Genomic DNA, 15,912 nt, shown 5'->3' with positions numbered 1-15,912 from the left:
TCACTACGGGCCATTTACCCAAACGTCGAAACGTCAGGTATCATACACGCGCGACGGTAAAGGGACTATGTGATGAAGATCGCGACCATTAATGTGAACGGCATCCGCGAAGCGGTGAGCCGCGGCTTCCTGGATTGGCTCGCCAACCAGGACGCCGATGTCGTTTGCGTGCAGAACCTGAAGACCAAGAGTTTCGAGCTCGACGATAGCATCCTCTACCCGGAAGGCTACGAGGGCTATTTCCTGGACGCCGAGGAGGATGGCTTCTCCGGCGTGGGCATCTACTGCCGGAAGATCCCCAAGGCGATCATGTATGGCCTGGGCTTCCCCCAGTGCGACAACGAGGCGCGCTTCCTGCAGGCCGACTACGATCGCTTCAGCATCGTCAGCTTCCTGATGCCCGACGGCAGCGACCCCCAGGCCAAGCAGGCCTTCATGGCCCAGTACCAGGAGTACCTGGCCAAGATGGCCCGCAAGCGCCGCGAGTACATCATCTGCGGCACCTGGCATATCGCCCACAAGACCATCGACCTGGAGAACTGGGCCGATAACCAGACCACCCCGGGCTTCAAGCCCGAGGAGCGGGCCTGGATGGACCAGCTGTTCGGCCCCACCGGCTTTATCGACACCTTCCGCGAGATCAACCGCGACGCTGGCGAATACACCTGGTGGCCCAAGCTCGACCAGGAAGTGCCGCGCTCCCGCCAGGAGGGCTGGCGCCTCGACTACCAGGTGGTGGGCCCCAACTTCCGCCGCCATGTGGTCGATGCCTGGATCGATCACGACGCCACCTTCTCGGAGTTCGCGCCGCTGATCGTGGAGTATGATCTGACGCTGTGACCCCGACCTCCGTCGCCGCCCCTCCGGGGGCCCATCACGCCGGCTGACTCAGCCGGCGTGATGCGTTCCGGGCACCGAAGTCAATCGCGAATGCCCAGGGCCTCGCGCTGACGGGCGAAGAGGGTCGCCCCGGCGCCCTCGGCCAGCTCGAGCATGGCATTGAGCTCGGCGCGGCTGAACTGGCCCGCCTCGGCGGTGCCCTGCACCTCGATCAGGCCGCCCCCCTCGGTCATCACCACGTTCATATCGGTATCGGCGCCGCTGTCCTCCGGGTAGTCCAGGTCCACCACCGGCTGGCCCTTGAACAGCCCCACCGAGATGGAGGCGACCAGTTGCTGGAGGGGATCGGACTTGATCAGCTTCTTGCGCTGCAGGTAACGGATGGCGTCCACCAGGGCCACGCAGCCGCCGGTGATGGAGGCGGTGCGGGTACCGCCATCGGCCTGGATGACGTCGCAATCCACGGTGATGGTGAATTCGCCGAGCTTCTTCAGGTTGACCGCGGCACGCAGCGAGCGACCGATCAGCCGCTGGATCTCCAGGGTGCGACCGCCCTGCTTGCCCCGCGCCGCCTCGCGGCCGCCCCGGGTGTGGGTGGCCCGGGGCAGCATGCCGTACTCGGCGGTGATCCAGCCCTGGCCCTTGCCGCGTAGCCAACGCGGCACCCCGGCCTCGACGCTGGCGTTGCACAGCACCTTGGTGTCGCCGAACTCCACCAGCACCGAGCCCTCGGCGTGGCGGGTATAGTCGCGGGTCAGGCGAATCTCGCGGGGCTGGTCGGGCTGTCGTCCGCTGGGGCGCATAGAACCTCTCATCTTCGGGTGAAATCTCTGGGCCGAGCCATCATCCAGCATGGGGCTCGGGGCCACCTGGGAGCAGGCAACTCCGCGAAGACGCTGTGAACCCCTCCTTGGGCGCTCGGCATTCTCGTCCCTGATAATGACGCTTCGCTTCGACCTGCTCCCAGCGCTCCTCGGCCATGATGCTAGCGACAATGGTCCTGGACCTCTGGCAGGGCGCTTATTCTACACCCTTAATCGGTTACACTGTCGCCTCCCTGCGCCCGCCATCAGGAGTTCCCATGGTTCACAGCATGACCGCCTTCACCCGGCTGAGCCGGGACGCCGCCTGGGGTAGCCTGCACCTGGAGCTGCGCTCCGTGAACCAGCGCTACCTGGAACCCCATTTCCGTCTCCCCGACAGCCTGCGCGACCTGGAACCGACCTTCCGCGAGACCCTGCGCCGGCGCCTGGCCCGGGGCAAGGTGGAGTGCAGCCTGCGCTTCGAGTCCGCCGGCGAGGGCGAGGCGCTGACCATCAACCGCTCGCGCCTGGCCGCCCTCGGCTTCGCCCTGCAACAGGTCCGCGCCGAGATCCCCGATGCCCCCATGCCGGACGCCCTGGCGCTGCTCGACCACCCCGGCGTCGTCGAGGCCGCCGAGCCGGACCTGGAGGCGATCAAGGCCGCGGCCGTCGCCCTCTTCGAGGCGGCGCTGGACGACCTGATCGAAGGCCGCGCCCGGGAAGGCGCCAAGCTGGCCGAGCTGATCCGCGACCGCCTGGCCGGTATCGGTGAGCAGGTCGCCACGGTGCGCGGCCTGCTGCCGACGATCCTCGAGCGCCAGCGCAGCCAGCTCCAGGAGCGCCTGGCCGCCCTCCAGGCCGAACTCGCCCCCCAGCGCCTGGAGGCGGAGATCGCCCTGCTGGCCCAGAAGGCCGACGTGGACGAGGAGCTCGACCGCCTGGAGACCCACGTGGCCGAGGTGGAGCGCCAGTTGAGCCAGCAGGGGCCCGTGGGCCGGCGCCTCGACTTCCTGATGCAGGAGCTCAACCGCGAGGCCAACACCCTCTCCTCCAAGTCGGTGGTGGCCGAGACGACTCGCTGCGCCGTGGAGCTCAAGGTGCTGATCGAGCAGATGCGCGAGCAGATCCAGAATATCGAGTGACTCCGGCATGATCGCCAGCCCGCGCCTCATCGTTCTTCGTCACCGCCTCGTACCGCTACTGCTGGCGCTGCTCACCGCGCTGCCGCTGGCGGCCCGGGGGCAGGCCGAGGAGACCGAGTCGGTGATCGTGGTGGGCGGCGACCGCTACCATCCGCCCTACGAGTTCCTCGACGACGAGGGCCAGCCGGCCGGCTATAACGTCGAGCTGACCCGGGCCATCGCCGAGGTGATGGGCCTCGAGGTACGCATCGAGCTAGCGACCTGGAGCGAGGTGCGCCGCGGCCTGGAGAGCGGCGAGATCGATATCCTCCAGGGCATGTCCTATTCCGAGGCGCGTACCCAGGCCTTCGACTTCGCCCCGCCCCATGCCATCGTTCACCAGTCGATCTTCGCTCGCCGCGGCACGCCCCCGGTGGAGAGCCTCGAGGCCCTGCGCGGCCAGGAGGTGATCGTCCAGCGCGGCGATATCATGCATGACTTCCTGCTCGAGCAGGACCTGGATATCCGCCCGATCACCACCGACACCCACGCCGATGCCCTGCGCTCCCTGGCCGCCGGTCAGCACGACTATGCCCTGGTGGCTAACCTGCCGGCGCTCTACCTGAGCCGCGAGCTCGGCCTGACCAACCTGGAGCCGGTGGCCCGGCCCTTCTCGCTGCGCTACGGCTATGCGGTGAGGCACGGCAATGCCGACCTGCTGGCCCAGTTCAGCGAGGGGCTCGCCATCCTCAAGAACACCGGTCGCCACCAGGCGATCTATGATCGCTGGCTCGGTCCCCTGGAGCAGGCCGAGGGCATCCCCTGGAAGCGCATCGGCCTGGTCGGCGCCGTGCTCTCCGCCCTATTGCTGCTGGTGCTGGGCGGCATCGTGGTGTGGAACCGCATGCTCAAGCGCCAGGTCGCCGCCCATACCAAGGAGCTGCGCCAGCGCCAGCAGCAGCTGATCCAGGCCGACAAGATGGCCTCCCTGGGCATCCTGGTCTCCGGCGTGGCCCACGAGATCAACAACCCCAGCGGCCTGCTGCTGCTCAACCTGCCGGTGCTGCGCGAAGCCTACGACGACGCCCGACCGATCCTAGAGGCCCACTATCGGGAGCATGGCGATTTCTCCTTCGGCGGCCTGCCCTACTCGCGGATGCGCGACGAGATCCCGCCCATGCTCGACGAAATGCTCGAGGGCACCCAGCGCATCAAGCGCATCGTCGGCGACCTCAAGGACTTCGCCCGCCAGGACAGCCGCGACCTGGATGACGCCCTGGACCTCAACCAGGTGACGCGCACCGCCACGCGCCTGGTGGACAACTCGATCCGCCAGGCCACCGACCACTTCGCGACCCACTATGCCGCGGAGCTGCCCAAGGTACGCGGCAATACCCAGCGCATCGAGCAGGTGGTGATCAACCTGGTCCTGAATGCCTGCCAGGCCCTGGAGCATCGCGACCAGGGCATTCGCCTGAGCACCCGGCATGACCCCGCCGTGGATCGGGTACTCCTGGAGGTGGCGGACCAGGGCCGCGGCATCCCCGCCGAGGCCCTCAACCGCCTGACCGACCCCTTCTTCACCACCCGCCGGGAGTGTGGCGGCACCGGCCTGGGGCTCTCGGTCTCCGCCGGCATCGTCCACGAGCACGGCGGCGAGCTGACCTTCGCCTCCCGGCCGGGGGAAGGCACCACCGTGACCCTGTCGCTGCCGGTGGGCGAGCCGCCGCCGAGTGCGAATCCGAGGAGGCGCCCATGACCGACAACCGCTACCCCGACTTCGGCGTCCTGCTGGTGGACGACGAGCCCTCCTACCTGCGCAGCCTGAGCATCGCCCTGGAGCGCGCCGGCATCACCCATCTGCAGCGCTGCGAGGACCCGCGCCGGGTCATGGAGATCCTGGCCCGGGAGCCGATCGGCCTGGTGACCCTCGACCTGACCATGCCGCATCTCTCCGGGGAGGCGCTGCTGGCGCGAATCGTTGAGGAGCACCCGGACGTCGGGGTCATCGTCATCAGCGGCATGAACCAGGTGGAGACCGCCGTCGACTGCATCAAGAACGGCGCCTTCGACTACTTCGTCAAGACCGACGAGCAGCGCCGCCTGATCGAGGGCATCAAGCGTGCCATTCGTCTCCAGGAGCTGAAGCTCGAGAACCAGGCACTGCGCCAGCGCTTCCTCGACGACACCCTGGAGCATCCCGAGGCCTTCGCGCCGATCATCACCGCCGACAAGGGCATGCGGGCGGTCTTCCAGTACCTGGAGTCGGTGGCGCCGAGCCGCCAGCCGCTGCTGATCTGCGGCGAGAGCGGCGTCGGCAAGGAGCTGGTGGCCCGCGCCGTGCATCGCCTCAGCGGCCGCCCCGGCCCGCTGGTCAGCGTCAATGTGGCGGGGCTCGACGACAACGTCTTCGCCGATACCCTGTTCGGCCACCAGCGCGGCGCCTTCACCGGCGCCGACCAGGCCCGCGCCGGCATGATCGAGCAGGCCGCCGAGGGCACCCTCTTCCTCGACGAGATCGGCGACCTCAGCCTGGCCTCCCAGGTCAAGCTGCTGCGGCTGCTCCAGGAGGGCGAGTACTATCCGCTGGGCAGCGACCGTCCCAAGCGCCTCAACGCCCGCATCGTGGTGGCCACCCACCGCGACCTGCACGCCAAGCAGCAGGCCGGCGACTTCCGCAAGGACCTCTACTACCGGCTGCGCACCCACCAGGTGCTGATTCCTCCCCTGCGGCGGCGCAAGCCGGACCTGCCCCTGCTGCTCGACCACTTCCTGGCCGAGGCCGCCGAGGAGCTGGGCAAGGCAGTGCCGAGCTATCCGCCGGAGCTGCCGGTGCTGCTGGCCAACTATGACTTCCCCGGCAATATCCGCGAACTGCGCGCCATGGCCTTCGATGCCATGAGCCTGCATCGCAGCCGCATGCTCTCCATGGAGGCCTTCAAGCGCGCCATCGAGCAGGGTGGCGGGCAGGCGCCCGCCGCCGAGGCCCGCGAGCGGCCGGTCTTCGCCCCGGACGCGCCCCTGCCCACCCTGCACGAGGTGGCCGACCTGCTGGTCGGCGAGGCGATGCGCCGCGCCGAGGGCAACCAGTCCCTCGCCGCGCGCCTGCTGGGCATCTCCCAGCCGGCGCTGAGCAAGCGACTCAAGCGGCGCCGCCAGGGCGATGGCGACCCCCTATAACCCGAGGCCACTTATAACCTGGGTTATAATTCCTGAAAAATCTTTATTTTCATAATCTTGCAATAAATCCCGGCGCCCGCCGGGACGCCGGGTTATACCCCTTCCCCCGCCTCCCCATCCCACCGAATCCTAAAAATTATCCTTAAATTCATATAGTTATATAAATACTGACGACTTGGCACGCGACTTGCTGATAACAGGGTGGCTCCCACGAGGGGGCCCGACATTCCGAGCAAGAGGTTCGACCCACCATGCCAATAACAACGCCCCCGATCCCCCGGCCGGCGATCGCCCGCCCGACGCCCCTCACCCTCATCGCCGGAGGTGCCCCATGCTGGATCTGATCAACGATCTCCTCTGGGGCAAGGTGCTGATCGCCCTGCTGATTGCCGTCGGTATCGGCTTCACCCTGCTGTCGCGCTTCGTGCAGTTCCGCTATTTCACGCGGATGTTCCGTATCCTCGGCGCCAGCCATGCCTTCAAGCGTAATGCCCACGGCCACCTCAGCTCCTTCCAGGCCCTGCTGCTGTCGGTGGCCGGCCGCGTCGGCGGCGGCAATATCGCCGGGGTGGCGGTGGCCATTACCCTGGGCGGCCCCGGCGCCATCTTCTGGATGTGGGTGGTCGGCCTGATGGGCATGGCCACCAGCTTCCTCGAGTGCACCCTGGCCCAGGCCTACAAGAGCGCCGAGCCCGACGGCACCTACCGTGGCGGCCCGGCCTACTACATCTCCCGGGGCCTGGGCAGTCGCTGGACCTGGCTCGCCGCCCTCTACTCGATCCTGCTGCTGGTGACCTTCGGCTTCGGCTTCACCGCCCTGCAGTCCTATGCCGTGGCCACCTCCGTCGGCGACGCCTTCGGCATCCCGGTGCACGTCACCGGTATCGCCCTGGCCGTGCTGGTGGGGCTGATCATCTTCGGCGGCGTCAAGCGCATCGCCCGGGTCACCGAGGTGCTGGTGCCGATCATGGCCGTCGGCTACCTGGTGATCGCCATCACGGTGCTGGCCCTCAACGTGACCCTGATCCCCGACGCCATCCTGCTGATCGTGCACAGCGCCTTCGGCCTGGAACAGGCGGTCGGCGGTGGCATCGGCGCCGCCATCCTGATGGGCGTCAAGCGCGGCCTGTTCTCCAACGAGGCGGGCCTGGGCAGCGCCCCCAACGTGGCCGCGGTGGCCTATGTGCCGCACCCGGTCAACCAGGGCATCGTGCAGTCCTTCTCGGTGTTTATCGATACCCTGATCATCTGCTCCGCCACCGCCTTTATCATCCTGCTCAGCGGCGCCTATGACCCCGCACTGGGCGCCGGCATCGATGGCGTGGCCCTGACCCAGTCGGCCCTCGCCGACCATGTGGGCGAGTGGGGACGCAGCTTCGTCAGCATCGCCCTGCTGCTGTTCGGCTTCAGCACCATCCTCTACAACTACTACCTGGGCGAGAACAGCCTCGACTTCCTCAGCCGCCACAATGGCCTGCTGTTCAATGCCTTCCGCATCGCCGTCATCGGCCTGTGCGCCTGGGGGGCGACCACCAACCTGGGTACCGTCTTCGCCTTCGCCGACGTCACCATGGGCCTGCTGGCGCTGGCCAACCTGGTCGCCCTGATCCTGCTGATCAAGCCGGGGCTGCGTTTCATGCGCGACTTCGACGACCAGCTGGCCGCCGGCGTGAAGCGGCCGACCTTCGCGGCGGCGCAGTTCGCCGACCTGGAGATCGACCCGGAGGCCTGGACCCTCGAGCCGGAGGATCGCCAACCGGCCACCGCGCCCTCCCCCGCCACCCCCCAGTAAGTCCGTCACGCGGGGCCCCCAGAGGCCCCGCTCTCCTCGCAGGAGAGCCACGTCATGAATGCCAGTCCCTGTGCGCCGAGCCTCGACCTCGGCGCCTCGTCGTCCCTGCAGGCCTGGGTGGAACGCCTCGTCGAACGGGCCCGCCGCCGACTCGGCCAGGGGCGAGTCGCCGACTATATCCCGGCCCTGGCCGACCAGCCCGCCGATCGCCTGGGGATCGCCCTGTGCACCCGGGATGGCCGCCTCTACAGCGCCGGCGATGCCGAGGAGCCCTTCTCCATCCAGAGCCTCTCCAAGGTGCTGCTGCTGAGCCTGGCCCTGCGTAGCCATGGCGATGCCCTCTGGCAGCGGGTCGGGCTCAACCCCTCGGGCATGCCCTTCAACTCCCTGATGCAGCTGGAGACCGAACACGGCAAGCCGCGCAATCCCTTTATCAATGCCGGTGCCATCGTGGTCACCGATCACCTGGTCGGCGCCTATGCCACCCCGGTGAAGCACCTCCAGGACATCGCCCGGCGCCTCTCCGGCAATCCTTCGGTGCTGATCGACCGGGAGGTCCTCGCCTCCGAGTGGCGGCATCGTGCCCGCAATGCCGCCGCGGCCTATCTGATGCAAGCCTTCGGCAACCTGCACAACGAGGTGGACCAGGTGCTCGAGGCCTACTTCGCCAGCTGCGCCCTGCGCATGAGCTGCCGCGACCTGGCCCGTGCCTTCCACTATCTCGCCGCCGAGGGACGTTCCCCCACCACCGGCGAGGCCTTTATCCCGCCGGCCATGGCGCAGCGCATCAATGCGCTGATGTTTACCTCGGGCATGTACGATGCCGCCGGCGACTTCGCCTATCGGGTCGGCCTGCCGGCCAAGAGCGGCGTCGGCGGCGGCATCGTCGCCATCGTGCCCGGCGAGCTGTCGATCTGCGTCTGGTCGCCGGCCCTCGACGCCAGCGGCAACTCGGTGGCCGGCCAGTATGCGCTGGAACTGATCGCCGAGGAGCTTGGCCAACTTCGCCGGGGCCGCTGATAGGCGGCCTGCTGTGACCGGCGGACGATTCGCCTCCTAATCGTCTTTGCCCTATACTTTCGTATTATTACTACGCGACTCCGGCCCGCCGCCGGAGTCGTTCGCTTTTCTGGAGGCTTCATGACGTCACCCGCCCCTTCCCCCACCGCGGCGCGCCACCCCCGGCTAGCCGAATTCGCCCTGGCCCTGGGCGGCTTCGGCATCGGTACCAGCGAGTTCGTGATCATGGGCCTGATGCCGCGGGTCGCCGCCGACCTGCAGGTGGCCACCGCCGAGGTGGGCTATGCCATCTCCAGTTATGCCCTGGGCGTGGTGGTGGGAGCCCCGCTGATCGCCGCCCTGGCCGCCCGGGTGCCGCGCCGCACCCTGCTGATCGCCCTGATGCTGGTGTTTGCCGTGGGCAATATCGCCAGCGCCCTGGCGACGACCTTCTGGCCCTTCGTCGGCCTGCGTTTCCTGGCCGGCCTGCCCCACGGCGCCTACTTCGGCGTCGCCGCCCTAGTCGCCGCGGCGGCGGTGCCCGTCGACCAGCGCGCCCGGGCCATCGGCCGGGTGATGCTGGGCCTGACCGGCGCCATCCTGGCCGGGGCCCCGCTGGCCACCTGGCTGGGCCAGTGGCTGGGCTGGCCCAGCGCCTTCGTCGGCGTCGGCGGGATCGCCCTGACCACCGCGGCGCTGATTCGCCTCTGGGTCCCGCCCCAGCCACGTGACGCCACCGCCAGTCCGCGCCGCGAGCTCTCCGCCCTGGCCAAGCCCCGGGTGTTGATCACCCTGGGCATCGCCAGCATCGGCTTCGGCGGCATGTTCGCGGTGTTCAGCTACGTGATGCCGACCCTGGCCAGCCAGGCCGGCATGCGCGAGACCCTGGGCCCCCTGGCGCTGGCGATCTTCGGGGTCGGCACCATCGCCGGCAACCTGGTAGGCGCCCGGGCCGCCGACCGCGACCTGAACCGGGCGATCCCGGGCATCCTGCTATGGTGCCTGCTGGTCCAGGGCGGCTTCTATTTCGCCGCCAACCACCTGGTCACCGGGCTGCTGTTCGTCGGCCTGGTGGGCACCAGCATGGCCCTGGGGCCGGCGCTGCAGACCCGCCTGATGGACGTGGCCGGCGATGCCCAGACCATGGCCGCCTCGATGAACCACGCCGCCTTCAACTGCGCCAACGCCCTGGGCGCCTGGCTGGCGGCACTGGTGATCCAGGCCGGGGCGGTGTGGTCTGCCAGCGGCCTGGTCGGCGCGGCGCTGGCCGCCGGCGGCCTGGGGGTTTTCCTGGTCGGGCGTCGCCTGGAGCGACGCGCCGCCGTCCCCGCGCCCGGGACGCCCTGAGCCGGGCACCGGCGGGCCATGACGGCCCGCCCTCTGGGGGCGTATAATACCTGGCTTCCGTTGCGGGCGGCCTCGCCGCCCCTCGCCCCGCGACCCGGAGCCCGACATGTCCCAAGGCACCCTCTTTATCGTTTCCGCCCCCTCCGGCGCCGGCAAGACCAGCCTGGTGCGCGCCCTGCTCGAGCGCCTCGACGGCATCGAGGTGAGCGTCTCGCATACCACCCGGCCCAAGCGCCCCGGCGAAGTCGACGGCGTCAACTACCACTTCGTGGATGTCCCCGCCTTCGAGGCGATGATCGAGCGCGGCGACTTCGTCGAACACGCCCGGGTCTTCGATAACTACTACGGCACCTCGCGTCCGGCGGTGCAGGCGCGCCTGGCCGCCGGTCAGGACGTGATCCTGGAGATCGACTGGCAGGGCGCCCGCCAGGTCCGCGAGCAGTTCCCCGAGGCCCAGTCGGTGTTTATCCTGCCGCCCTCCCGGGCGGCCCTGGAAGCGCGCCTCACCGGCCGCGGCACCGACGATGCCGAGGTGATCGCCCGGCGCATGCGCGACGCCATCAGCGAAATGTCACACTATGACGAGTATGATCATGTGATCATCAATGATGACTTCGCCGTGGCCCTGGACGAGCTGTGCGCCCTGGTGCTGACGAGTCGCACCCGGCTGGCGCGCGTTCGCGCCGGCCAGGCGGCGCTGATCGAGGCGCTCTTGTCACAGGATCATGGGGTCGAGTAGACTTTTTTGTCCCCCCGAATACACGCCGCGCACACGCCGGCAGTGCAACATCAGGATACCGTTCATGGCGCGAGTTACCGTTGAAGATTGTCTGGATCACGTGGAAAACCGTTTCAAGCTGGTGATGATCTCCACCCAGCGCGCCCGTCAGCTGGCCCGCGGTTCCCGTGATGCCCTGCTGCCCTGGGACAACGACAAGCCCACCGTGATGGCCCTGCGCGAGATCGCCGCCGGCAAGATCGACGACCAGGTGCTCAACGAACCGGTGGAGGCGCCGGTACGCCCGCGGCCGGAAGCGGAAGCAGGCTACGGCGAGTAACGGCGACGCCGTTCCTCGTGTCTTCCTTCCCTTCGCAGCAATAAGGCGCGCCCATGTTTACCATCGACGACCTGGCCGACCGCCTCGGCAGCTACCTTCCTGCCGAGGAAGTCCAGCAGGTCAAGCGCGCCTTCTATTACGCCGAGCAGGCCCACGACGGTCAGCGTCGCCGCTCCGGCGAGCCCTATGTGACCCACCCCCTGGCGGTGGCCAATATCCTCGCCAATATGCACATGGACCATCAGAGCCTGATGGCCGCCATGCTGCATGACGTCATCGAGGATACCGGCGTGCCCAAGGATGCCCTGGCCGCCCAGTTCGGCGAGCCGGTGGCGGAGCTGGTCGACGGCGTCTCCAAGCTGACCCAGATCGCCTTCGAGGACAAGGCGGTGGCCCAGGCGGAGAACTTCCAGAAGATGGTGCTGGCGATGTCCCAGGATATCCGGGTGATCATCGTCAAGCTCGCCGATCGGCTGCACAACATGCGCACCCTGGGCGCCCTGCGCCCGGAGAAGAAGCGCCGCATCGCCCGCGAGACCCTGGAGATCTACGCCCGCGTGGCCAGCCGGCTGGGCATCAACACCATCCGCGTGGAGCTGGAGGACCTCTCCTTCCAGGCCATCTACCCGATGCGCGCCGAGCGCATCAAGCGGGCGGTGAGCAAGGCCCGGGGACATCGCCGCTCGGCGATTCGCCAGTTGCAGACCAGCCTCCAGCAGTGTCTGGACGACGAGGGCCTGGCCGGCAACGTGGTGGGACGCCAGAAGCACCTGCTCTCCATCTACCGCAAGATGCGCGATCAGCGGAAATCCTTCGCCGAGATCATGGACGTCTTCGGCTTCCGCATCATCACCGACAGCGTCGACAGCTGCTACCGCATCCTCGGCGTGGTGCACAACCTCTACAAGCCGGTCCCGGGGCGCTTCAAGGACTATATCGCCATCCCCAAGGCCAACGGCTACCAGAGCCTGCACACCACCCTGTTCGGCGCCGGCGGCATGCCCATCGAGGTGCAGATCCGCACCCGCGAGATGGAGGCCATGGCCAACAACGGCATCGCCGCCCACTGGCTCTACAAGGCCGGTCAGACCGATCACCCCATCGCCGAGGGCAGCCACGCCCGGGCCCGGCAGTGGGTCAAGGGGCTGCTGGAGATGCAGCGTCACGCCGGTGACTCGCTGGAGTTCATCGAGCACGTCAAGAACGACCTCTTCCCCGACGATATCTACGTCTTCACCCCCAAGGGCGACATCATGGAGCTGCCCCAGGGGGCCACGGTGATCGACTTCGCCTACAGCGTGCACACCGATATCGGCAACAGCTGTATCGCCTGCCGCATCGATCGTCACCTGGCACCGCTCTCCACCCGGCTGGAGAGCGGTCAGACCCTGGAGATCATCACCGCCCCGGGGGCCAAGCCCAATACCACCTGGCTCTCCTTCGTGGTCACCGCCAAGGCGCGCTCGGCGATTCGCCACGCCCTCAAGCACCAGCAGCATACCGAATCGGTGCAGCTCGGCCGGCGCCTGCTCAACAAGGCGCTGGCGGATTTCGAGACCAGTCTCGAGGAGCTGCCGGAGGGGCACCTGGCCGCCCAACTGGAGACGCTGTCGGTCAAGCACGAGGACGAGCTGCTGGAATCCATCGGCCTGGGGACCCGCATGGCCTATGCGCTGGCCCGCCAACTGGTGGAGGCCCTGCCGGAGGGGCGCGAGGCGCCCCGAGCTCCCCGAGCCGCCCAGGGCAACAGCCCGGTGGTGATCAGCGGCGCCGAGGGCATGGTGATCAAGTTCGCCCGCTGCTGTCACCCGCTGCCCGGCGACCCGGTGCTGGGCCACCTCTCGGTGGGCAAGGGCATCGTGGTACACCGCGCCGACTGTCGCAATCTGAACGACCTCAAGGGGGAACCGGAAAAGCTCTTCCCCCTGGAATGGTCGGAGACTATCGCCGAGGACTTCCCGGTGGCGCTGCGCATCGAGATGGAGACCCGGCGCGGCCTGGTGGCGGAGCTGGCCAGCCTGGTCACCGATGCCGATGCCAATATCGAGCGCATCGGCATCGAGGAGCGCGATGCGCGCCTGGCCATCGTCAACCTGACCCTGGCGGTACGCGACCGGATCCATCTGGCGCGCATCATCAAGCGGATTCGCAACCTGCCCCAGGTGGGCCGCGTCGGCCGCGTCCGCAATTGATCGACAACCTCCGGCCCCGCCGCCCCTGCCGGGCGGCGGGGCCCGCTTTTTCCTACACAACCACAGCGAGGACACCACCATGAGCAACAAGGCCGTGATCAACACCGACAAGGCACCCGCCGCCATCGGCCCCTACTCCCAGGCCATCAAGGCCGGCAACACTGTCTACCTGTCCGGCCAGATCCCCCTGGACCCGGCCACCATGGAGCTGGTCTCCGATGACTTCGAGGCCCAGGCCCGCCAGGTCTTCACCAACCTCAAGGCGGTCTGCGAGGAAGCCGCCGGCTCCCTGGGCGAGATCGTCAAGATCAACCTCTACCTGGTCGACCTCGGCAACTTCGCCATCGTCAACCAGGTGATGGAGGAGTTCTTCAGCGCCCCCTTCCCGGCCCGTGCCGCGGTGGGCGTCAAGGCCCTGCCCAAGGGCAGCCAGGTAGAGGCCGAAGCGGTGATGGTCATCGGCGACTGAGCCGACCCGGCGTGCGGCTCTTCTTCGCCCTGCGCCCCGACCCGGCCCTCGGCGAGCGCCTCGCCGCCCTGGCCGAGCAGGCCCGCCGCCACTGCGGCGGGCGTGCCACCCCTCGCGCCTCACTGCACCTGACCCTGGCCTTCCTCGGGGAGGTGCCCGAGTCCCGCCTCGACGCCCTGATTCGGCTCACCGAGGCGTTCCCCTGCCCCGCTGGTAGCTGGTCTGCGGATCGCTATGGCAGCTTCCCCCATGGCGGCATCGTCTGGCTCGGCTCGAGCCGCCCCTGCCCTCCTTTGGAGTCGCTCCACCGCGACCTCTGGCAGGCCCTGACGCCGCTGGGCTTCGCGCCGCCCCGGCGCCCCTTCCTGCCCCATGTCACCCTGCTGCGTCACGCCGCCCCGGAGAAACGTGATCCCTGCGTCCTGGCCAGGCTGCCCCGCCCTCGCCTCGACTGGCACTACACTGGAATCGAGCTGGTTCAGTCGGTGGCCGAAGGAGGACGCCACCGATACCGTGGCCTGGCCAGCAGTGGCCGGCACTGATATTGCCGCCGAGGGGGAGAGGGAACATGCCAAGACATCATGCACTAGGAGCCGGCTTCGCCGTGGCCCTGCTGGCACTGAGCGCGCCGGCCCCGGCCGATCTGAACGTCGGCCTCGGCTATACCAGCGAGAGCACGCCGGCGCTACGCCTGACCCTGGATCAGGAATTCGACCTTAGCCGCTGGCATCCGCGCCTCGACTTGCGCCTGGCCACGGGGGTGCTGCTGCTGCCCGGCGATGATGCGGACGATAACGCCGCCTGGGTGGTGACGCCGGCCTTCCGTTACGACCTGGGCGCGCCCGGCGGGGCCTATCTGGAGGCGGGACTCGGCGCCGGGCTCTTCCTTGAGACGCGCCTGGAGTCCCGGGAGCTCTCCACTGCCTTCCAGTTCGAGAACCGGCTGGCGGCGGGATGGCGACTGGCCCATGGCGGCGAACTGGGCCTCAGCGCCATTCACTACTCGAATGGGCGGATAAAGCGGCCCAATGACGGCTTCGAGGTCTATTCCCTAAACTACCGCCTGGCGCTCTGAGTCTCGTCAGGCCAGAAAAAGGCCGCTCTCCAGTCGGCGGCTTCGAGGTCTACTCCCTGAACTACCGCCTGGCTTGGTAATCAGCCCTTCTTGGTCGGCAGGAAACCGCCCGCCTCCAGCACCTGGGCATAGCCCTCGCGGAAGCTGGGGTAGCGGAAGCGGTAGCCGCTCTCGAGCAGCAGGGCGTTGTCGCAGCGCTTGCTGGCCCGGCGCCGCAACGGCGACTGAATCACCTGGCTGGGCTCCACCCTGAGCTTGTCGGCCAGCCACTGCATCACCTCGTGCAGCGGCGCCGGCTCGCAGTCGGAGGCCAGGTAGAGCGGCTCCAGGGGCTGGTCGGCCAGGGCCAGGTCGATCAGGTGGGCCAGCACCCCGGTGCAATCGTCACGATGGATACGGTTGGAGTACATCGCCGGGCTGGCCGGCGCGATGCGCCCCTCGCGGACCTGGCGAATCAGGCGATCACGTCCCGGCCCATAGATGCCGGAGAAGCGCACCACGGTGCCCGGCAGGTCATGGGCCAGCAGCGCCTGCTCCGCCTCCAGCATCAGCTGCCCCGAGAAGCCATGGGGCACCACCTCGCTGTGCTCGTCCACGGTCTCGCCGGCCTGCTGGGCATAGACGCTGGTGGACGAGACGAAGAAGACCCGCTTAGGCGGCCGCTTGCGGCCGGCATACTCGGCCAGCACCGCCTTGAGCCCGTCCGGGTAGGCGGCCCGGTAGGCCTCCTCCTCGAAACGGTCGGCGCTGATCACATAGACCACCACCTCGGCGTCTGGCAGGGCCGCCAGGCTCTCGGCATCCTGGACGTCCGCGGCCACCGCGGCGATGCCCGCCTCGGTCAGTGCCTCCGGGCGGCGCCGCACGCCGGTGACGCTCGTGCCTTGGGCCTTGAGTTGCCGTGCCAGGGTGATGCCGATATCGCCGCAACCGACGATCAATGTCGTTGTTTTCTTCACCTTTCCCTTGCCCCTTGATAAAAAGTCCCTATCGGATAACACATTACTGCCCCGAGAGGATGCCGCCGAGGCACCAT

General features: G+C 68.2%; 15 protein-coding genes. 13 read left to right on the top strand and 2 right to left on the bottom strand.

The annotated features are described in order from the left end of the window. Positions 1 to 72: 72 nt before the first annotated feature. Entirely contained in the window at positions 73 to 840 is a 768-nt protein-coding gene (locus HPA02_RS07605; RefSeq protein ID WP_146802491.1) for an exodeoxyribonuclease III, read from the top strand. Between the two features lie 80 nt (positions 841 to 920). Here the strand turns inward: HPA02_RS07605 and rph are convergent, their stop codons facing one another. Then, positions 921 to 1,643, bottom strand: a complete 723-nt coding sequence (gene rph, locus HPA02_RS07600) for a ribonuclease PH (protein ID WP_186809950.1) — start codon at positions 1,641 to 1,643, stop codon at positions 921 to 923. Between the two features lie 278 nt (positions 1,644 to 1,921). On the opposite strand from rph, the gene HPA02_RS07595 reads away from it, so the two are divergent. The 12 genes from HPA02_RS07595 to HPA02_RS07540 all read left to right on the top strand — a co-directional run bounded on the left by HPA02_RS07595 (position 1,922) and on the right by HPA02_RS07540 (position 14,876). Beyond that, entirely contained in the window at positions 1,922 to 2,785 is an 864-nt protein-coding gene (locus HPA02_RS07595; protein ID WP_146802489.1) for a YicC/YloC family endoribonuclease, read from the top strand. A 7-nt stretch (positions 2,786 to 2,792) separates the two neighbouring features. Then, the gene (locus HPA02_RS07590; protein ID WP_146802488.1) at positions 2,793 to 4,523 is read left to right on the top strand and encodes a transporter substrate-binding domain-containing protein; all 1,731 of its coding nucleotides are present in this window, start codon (positions 2,793 to 2,795) and stop codon (positions 4,521 to 4,523) included. Further along, the gene (locus HPA02_RS07585; protein WP_146802487.1) at positions 4,520 to 5,944 is read left to right on the top strand and encodes a sigma-54-dependent transcriptional regulator; all 1,425 of its coding nucleotides are present in this window, start codon (positions 4,520 to 4,522) and stop codon (positions 5,942 to 5,944) included. Before HPA02_RS07590 ends, HPA02_RS07585 begins: the two co-directional genes overlap by 4 nt. Positions 5,945 to 6,275: 331 nt before the next feature. Then, positions 6,276 to 7,736 carry an amino acid carrier protein gene (locus HPA02_RS07580; protein ID WP_146802486.1) on the top strand — a complete coding sequence of 487 codons (1,461 nt, stop codon included), beginning with the start codon at positions 6,276 to 6,278 and terminating at the stop codon, positions 7,734 to 7,736. A gap of 54 nt (positions 7,737 to 7,790) precedes the next feature. Then, entirely contained in the window at positions 7,791 to 8,756 is a 966-nt protein-coding gene (glsB, locus tag HPA02_RS07575; protein ID WP_244945883.1) for a glutaminase B, read from the top strand. 120 nt (positions 8,757 to 8,876) lie between these two features. Beyond that, the gene (locus HPA02_RS07570) at positions 8,877 to 10,082 is read left to right on the top strand and encodes an MFS transporter (RefSeq protein ID WP_146802485.1); all 1,206 of its coding nucleotides are present in this window, start codon (positions 8,877 to 8,879) and stop codon (positions 10,080 to 10,082) included. Positions 10,083 to 10,188: 106 nt separating this feature from the next. Continuing rightward, positions 10,189 to 10,821 carry a guanylate kinase gene (gene gmk / locus HPA02_RS07565; protein WP_146802484.1) on the top strand — a complete coding sequence of 211 codons (633 nt, stop codon included), beginning with the start codon at positions 10,189 to 10,191 and terminating at the stop codon, positions 10,819 to 10,821. Positions 10,822 to 10,885: 64 nt separating this feature from the next. After that, on the top strand, positions 10,886 to 11,140 hold the full coding sequence (rpoZ, locus tag HPA02_RS07560) for a DNA-directed RNA polymerase subunit omega (protein WP_146802483.1): 255 nt from the start codon (positions 10,886 to 10,888) through the stop codon (positions 11,138 to 11,140). Positions 11,141 to 11,193: 53 nt separating this feature from the next. Beyond that, a complete protein-coding gene (locus HPA02_RS07555; protein WP_146802482.1) occupies positions 11,194 to 13,332 on the top strand; it encodes a RelA/SpoT family protein in 2,139 nt (712 codons plus the stop codon). 79 nt (positions 13,333 to 13,411) lie between these two features. Then, a complete protein-coding gene (gene ridA / locus HPA02_RS07550) occupies positions 13,412 to 13,801 on the top strand; it encodes a deaminase RidA (protein ID WP_146802481.1) in 390 nt (129 codons plus the stop codon). Between the two features lie 11 nt (positions 13,802 to 13,812). Further along, positions 13,813 to 14,343 carry an RNA 2',3'-cyclic phosphodiesterase gene (thpR, locus tag HPA02_RS07545; protein WP_186809949.1) on the top strand — a complete coding sequence of 177 codons (531 nt, stop codon included), beginning with the start codon at positions 13,813 to 13,815 and terminating at the stop codon, positions 14,341 to 14,343. A 26-nt stretch (positions 14,344 to 14,369) separates the two neighbouring features. Continuing rightward, positions 14,370 to 14,876 (top strand): acyloxyacyl hydrolase, encoded by a 507-nt coding sequence (locus HPA02_RS07540; RefSeq protein WP_146802479.1) that lies wholly within the window; start codon positions 14,370 to 14,372, stop codon positions 14,874 to 14,876. A gap of 80 nt (positions 14,877 to 14,956) precedes the next feature. Here the strand turns inward: HPA02_RS07540 and HPA02_RS07535 are convergent, their stop codons facing one another. Beyond that, positions 14,957 to 15,835 (bottom strand): SDR family oxidoreductase, encoded by an 879-nt coding sequence (locus HPA02_RS07535; RefSeq protein ID WP_146802478.1) that lies wholly within the window; start codon positions 15,833 to 15,835, stop codon positions 14,957 to 14,959. Positions 15,836 to 15,912: the final 77 nt, after the last annotated feature.

Origin of the sequence: Bisbaumannia pacifica (assembly GCF_007989625.1) — a bacterium.
Classification (GTDB): domain Bacteria; phylum Pseudomonadota; class Gammaproteobacteria; order Pseudomonadales; family Halomonadaceae; genus Bisbaumannia; species Bisbaumannia pacifica.
The sequence above is the reverse complement of the archived record's forward strand: the minus strand, read 5'-3'. Positions and strand labels throughout refer to the sequence as shown.

What these genes read in the sequence shown, in the direction of transcription:
- HPA02_RS07605 (WP_146802491.1), top strand. Translation starts at nt 73, where the DNA reads ATGAAGATCGCGACCATTAATGTGAACGGCATCCGCGAAGCGGTGAGC.
- glsB (WP_244945883.1), top strand. Translation starts at nt 7,791, where the DNA reads ATGAATGCCAGTCCCTGTGCGCCGAGCCTCGACCTCGGCGCCTCGTCG.
- HPA02_RS07590 (WP_146802488.1), top strand. Translation starts at nt 2,793, where the DNA reads ATGATCGCCAGCCCGCGCCTCATCGTTCTTCGTCACCGCCTCGTACCG.
- HPA02_RS07570 (WP_146802485.1), top strand. Translation starts at nt 8,877, where the DNA reads ATGACGTCACCCGCCCCTTCCCCCACCGCGGCGCGCCACCCCCGGCTA.
- rph (WP_186809950.1), bottom strand. Translation starts at nt 1,643, where the DNA reads ATGCGCCCCAGCGGACGACAGCCCGACCAGCCCCGCGAGATTCGCCTG.
- HPA02_RS07580 (WP_146802486.1), top strand. Translation starts at nt 6,276, where the DNA reads ATGCTGGATCTGATCAACGATCTCCTCTGGGGCAAGGTGCTGATCGCC.
- ridA (WP_146802481.1), top strand. Translation starts at nt 13,412, where the DNA reads ATGAGCAACAAGGCCGTGATCAACACCGACAAGGCACCCGCCGCCATC.
- HPA02_RS07595 (WP_146802489.1), top strand. Translation starts at nt 1,922, where the DNA reads ATGGTTCACAGCATGACCGCCTTCACCCGGCTGAGCCGGGACGCCGCC.
- HPA02_RS07540 (WP_146802479.1), top strand. Translation starts at nt 14,370, where the DNA reads ATGCCAAGACATCATGCACTAGGAGCCGGCTTCGCCGTGGCCCTGCTG.
- rpoZ (WP_146802483.1), top strand. Translation starts at nt 10,886, where the DNA reads ATGGCGCGAGTTACCGTTGAAGATTGTCTGGATCACGTGGAAAACCGT.
- gmk (WP_146802484.1), top strand. Translation starts at nt 10,189, where the DNA reads ATGTCCCAAGGCACCCTCTTTATCGTTTCCGCCCCCTCCGGCGCCGGC.
- HPA02_RS07555 (WP_146802482.1), top strand. Translation starts at nt 11,194, where the DNA reads ATGTTTACCATCGACGACCTGGCCGACCGCCTCGGCAGCTACCTTCCT.
- HPA02_RS07585 (WP_146802487.1), top strand. Translation starts at nt 4,520, where the DNA reads ATGACCGACAACCGCTACCCCGACTTCGGCGTCCTGCTGGTGGACGAC.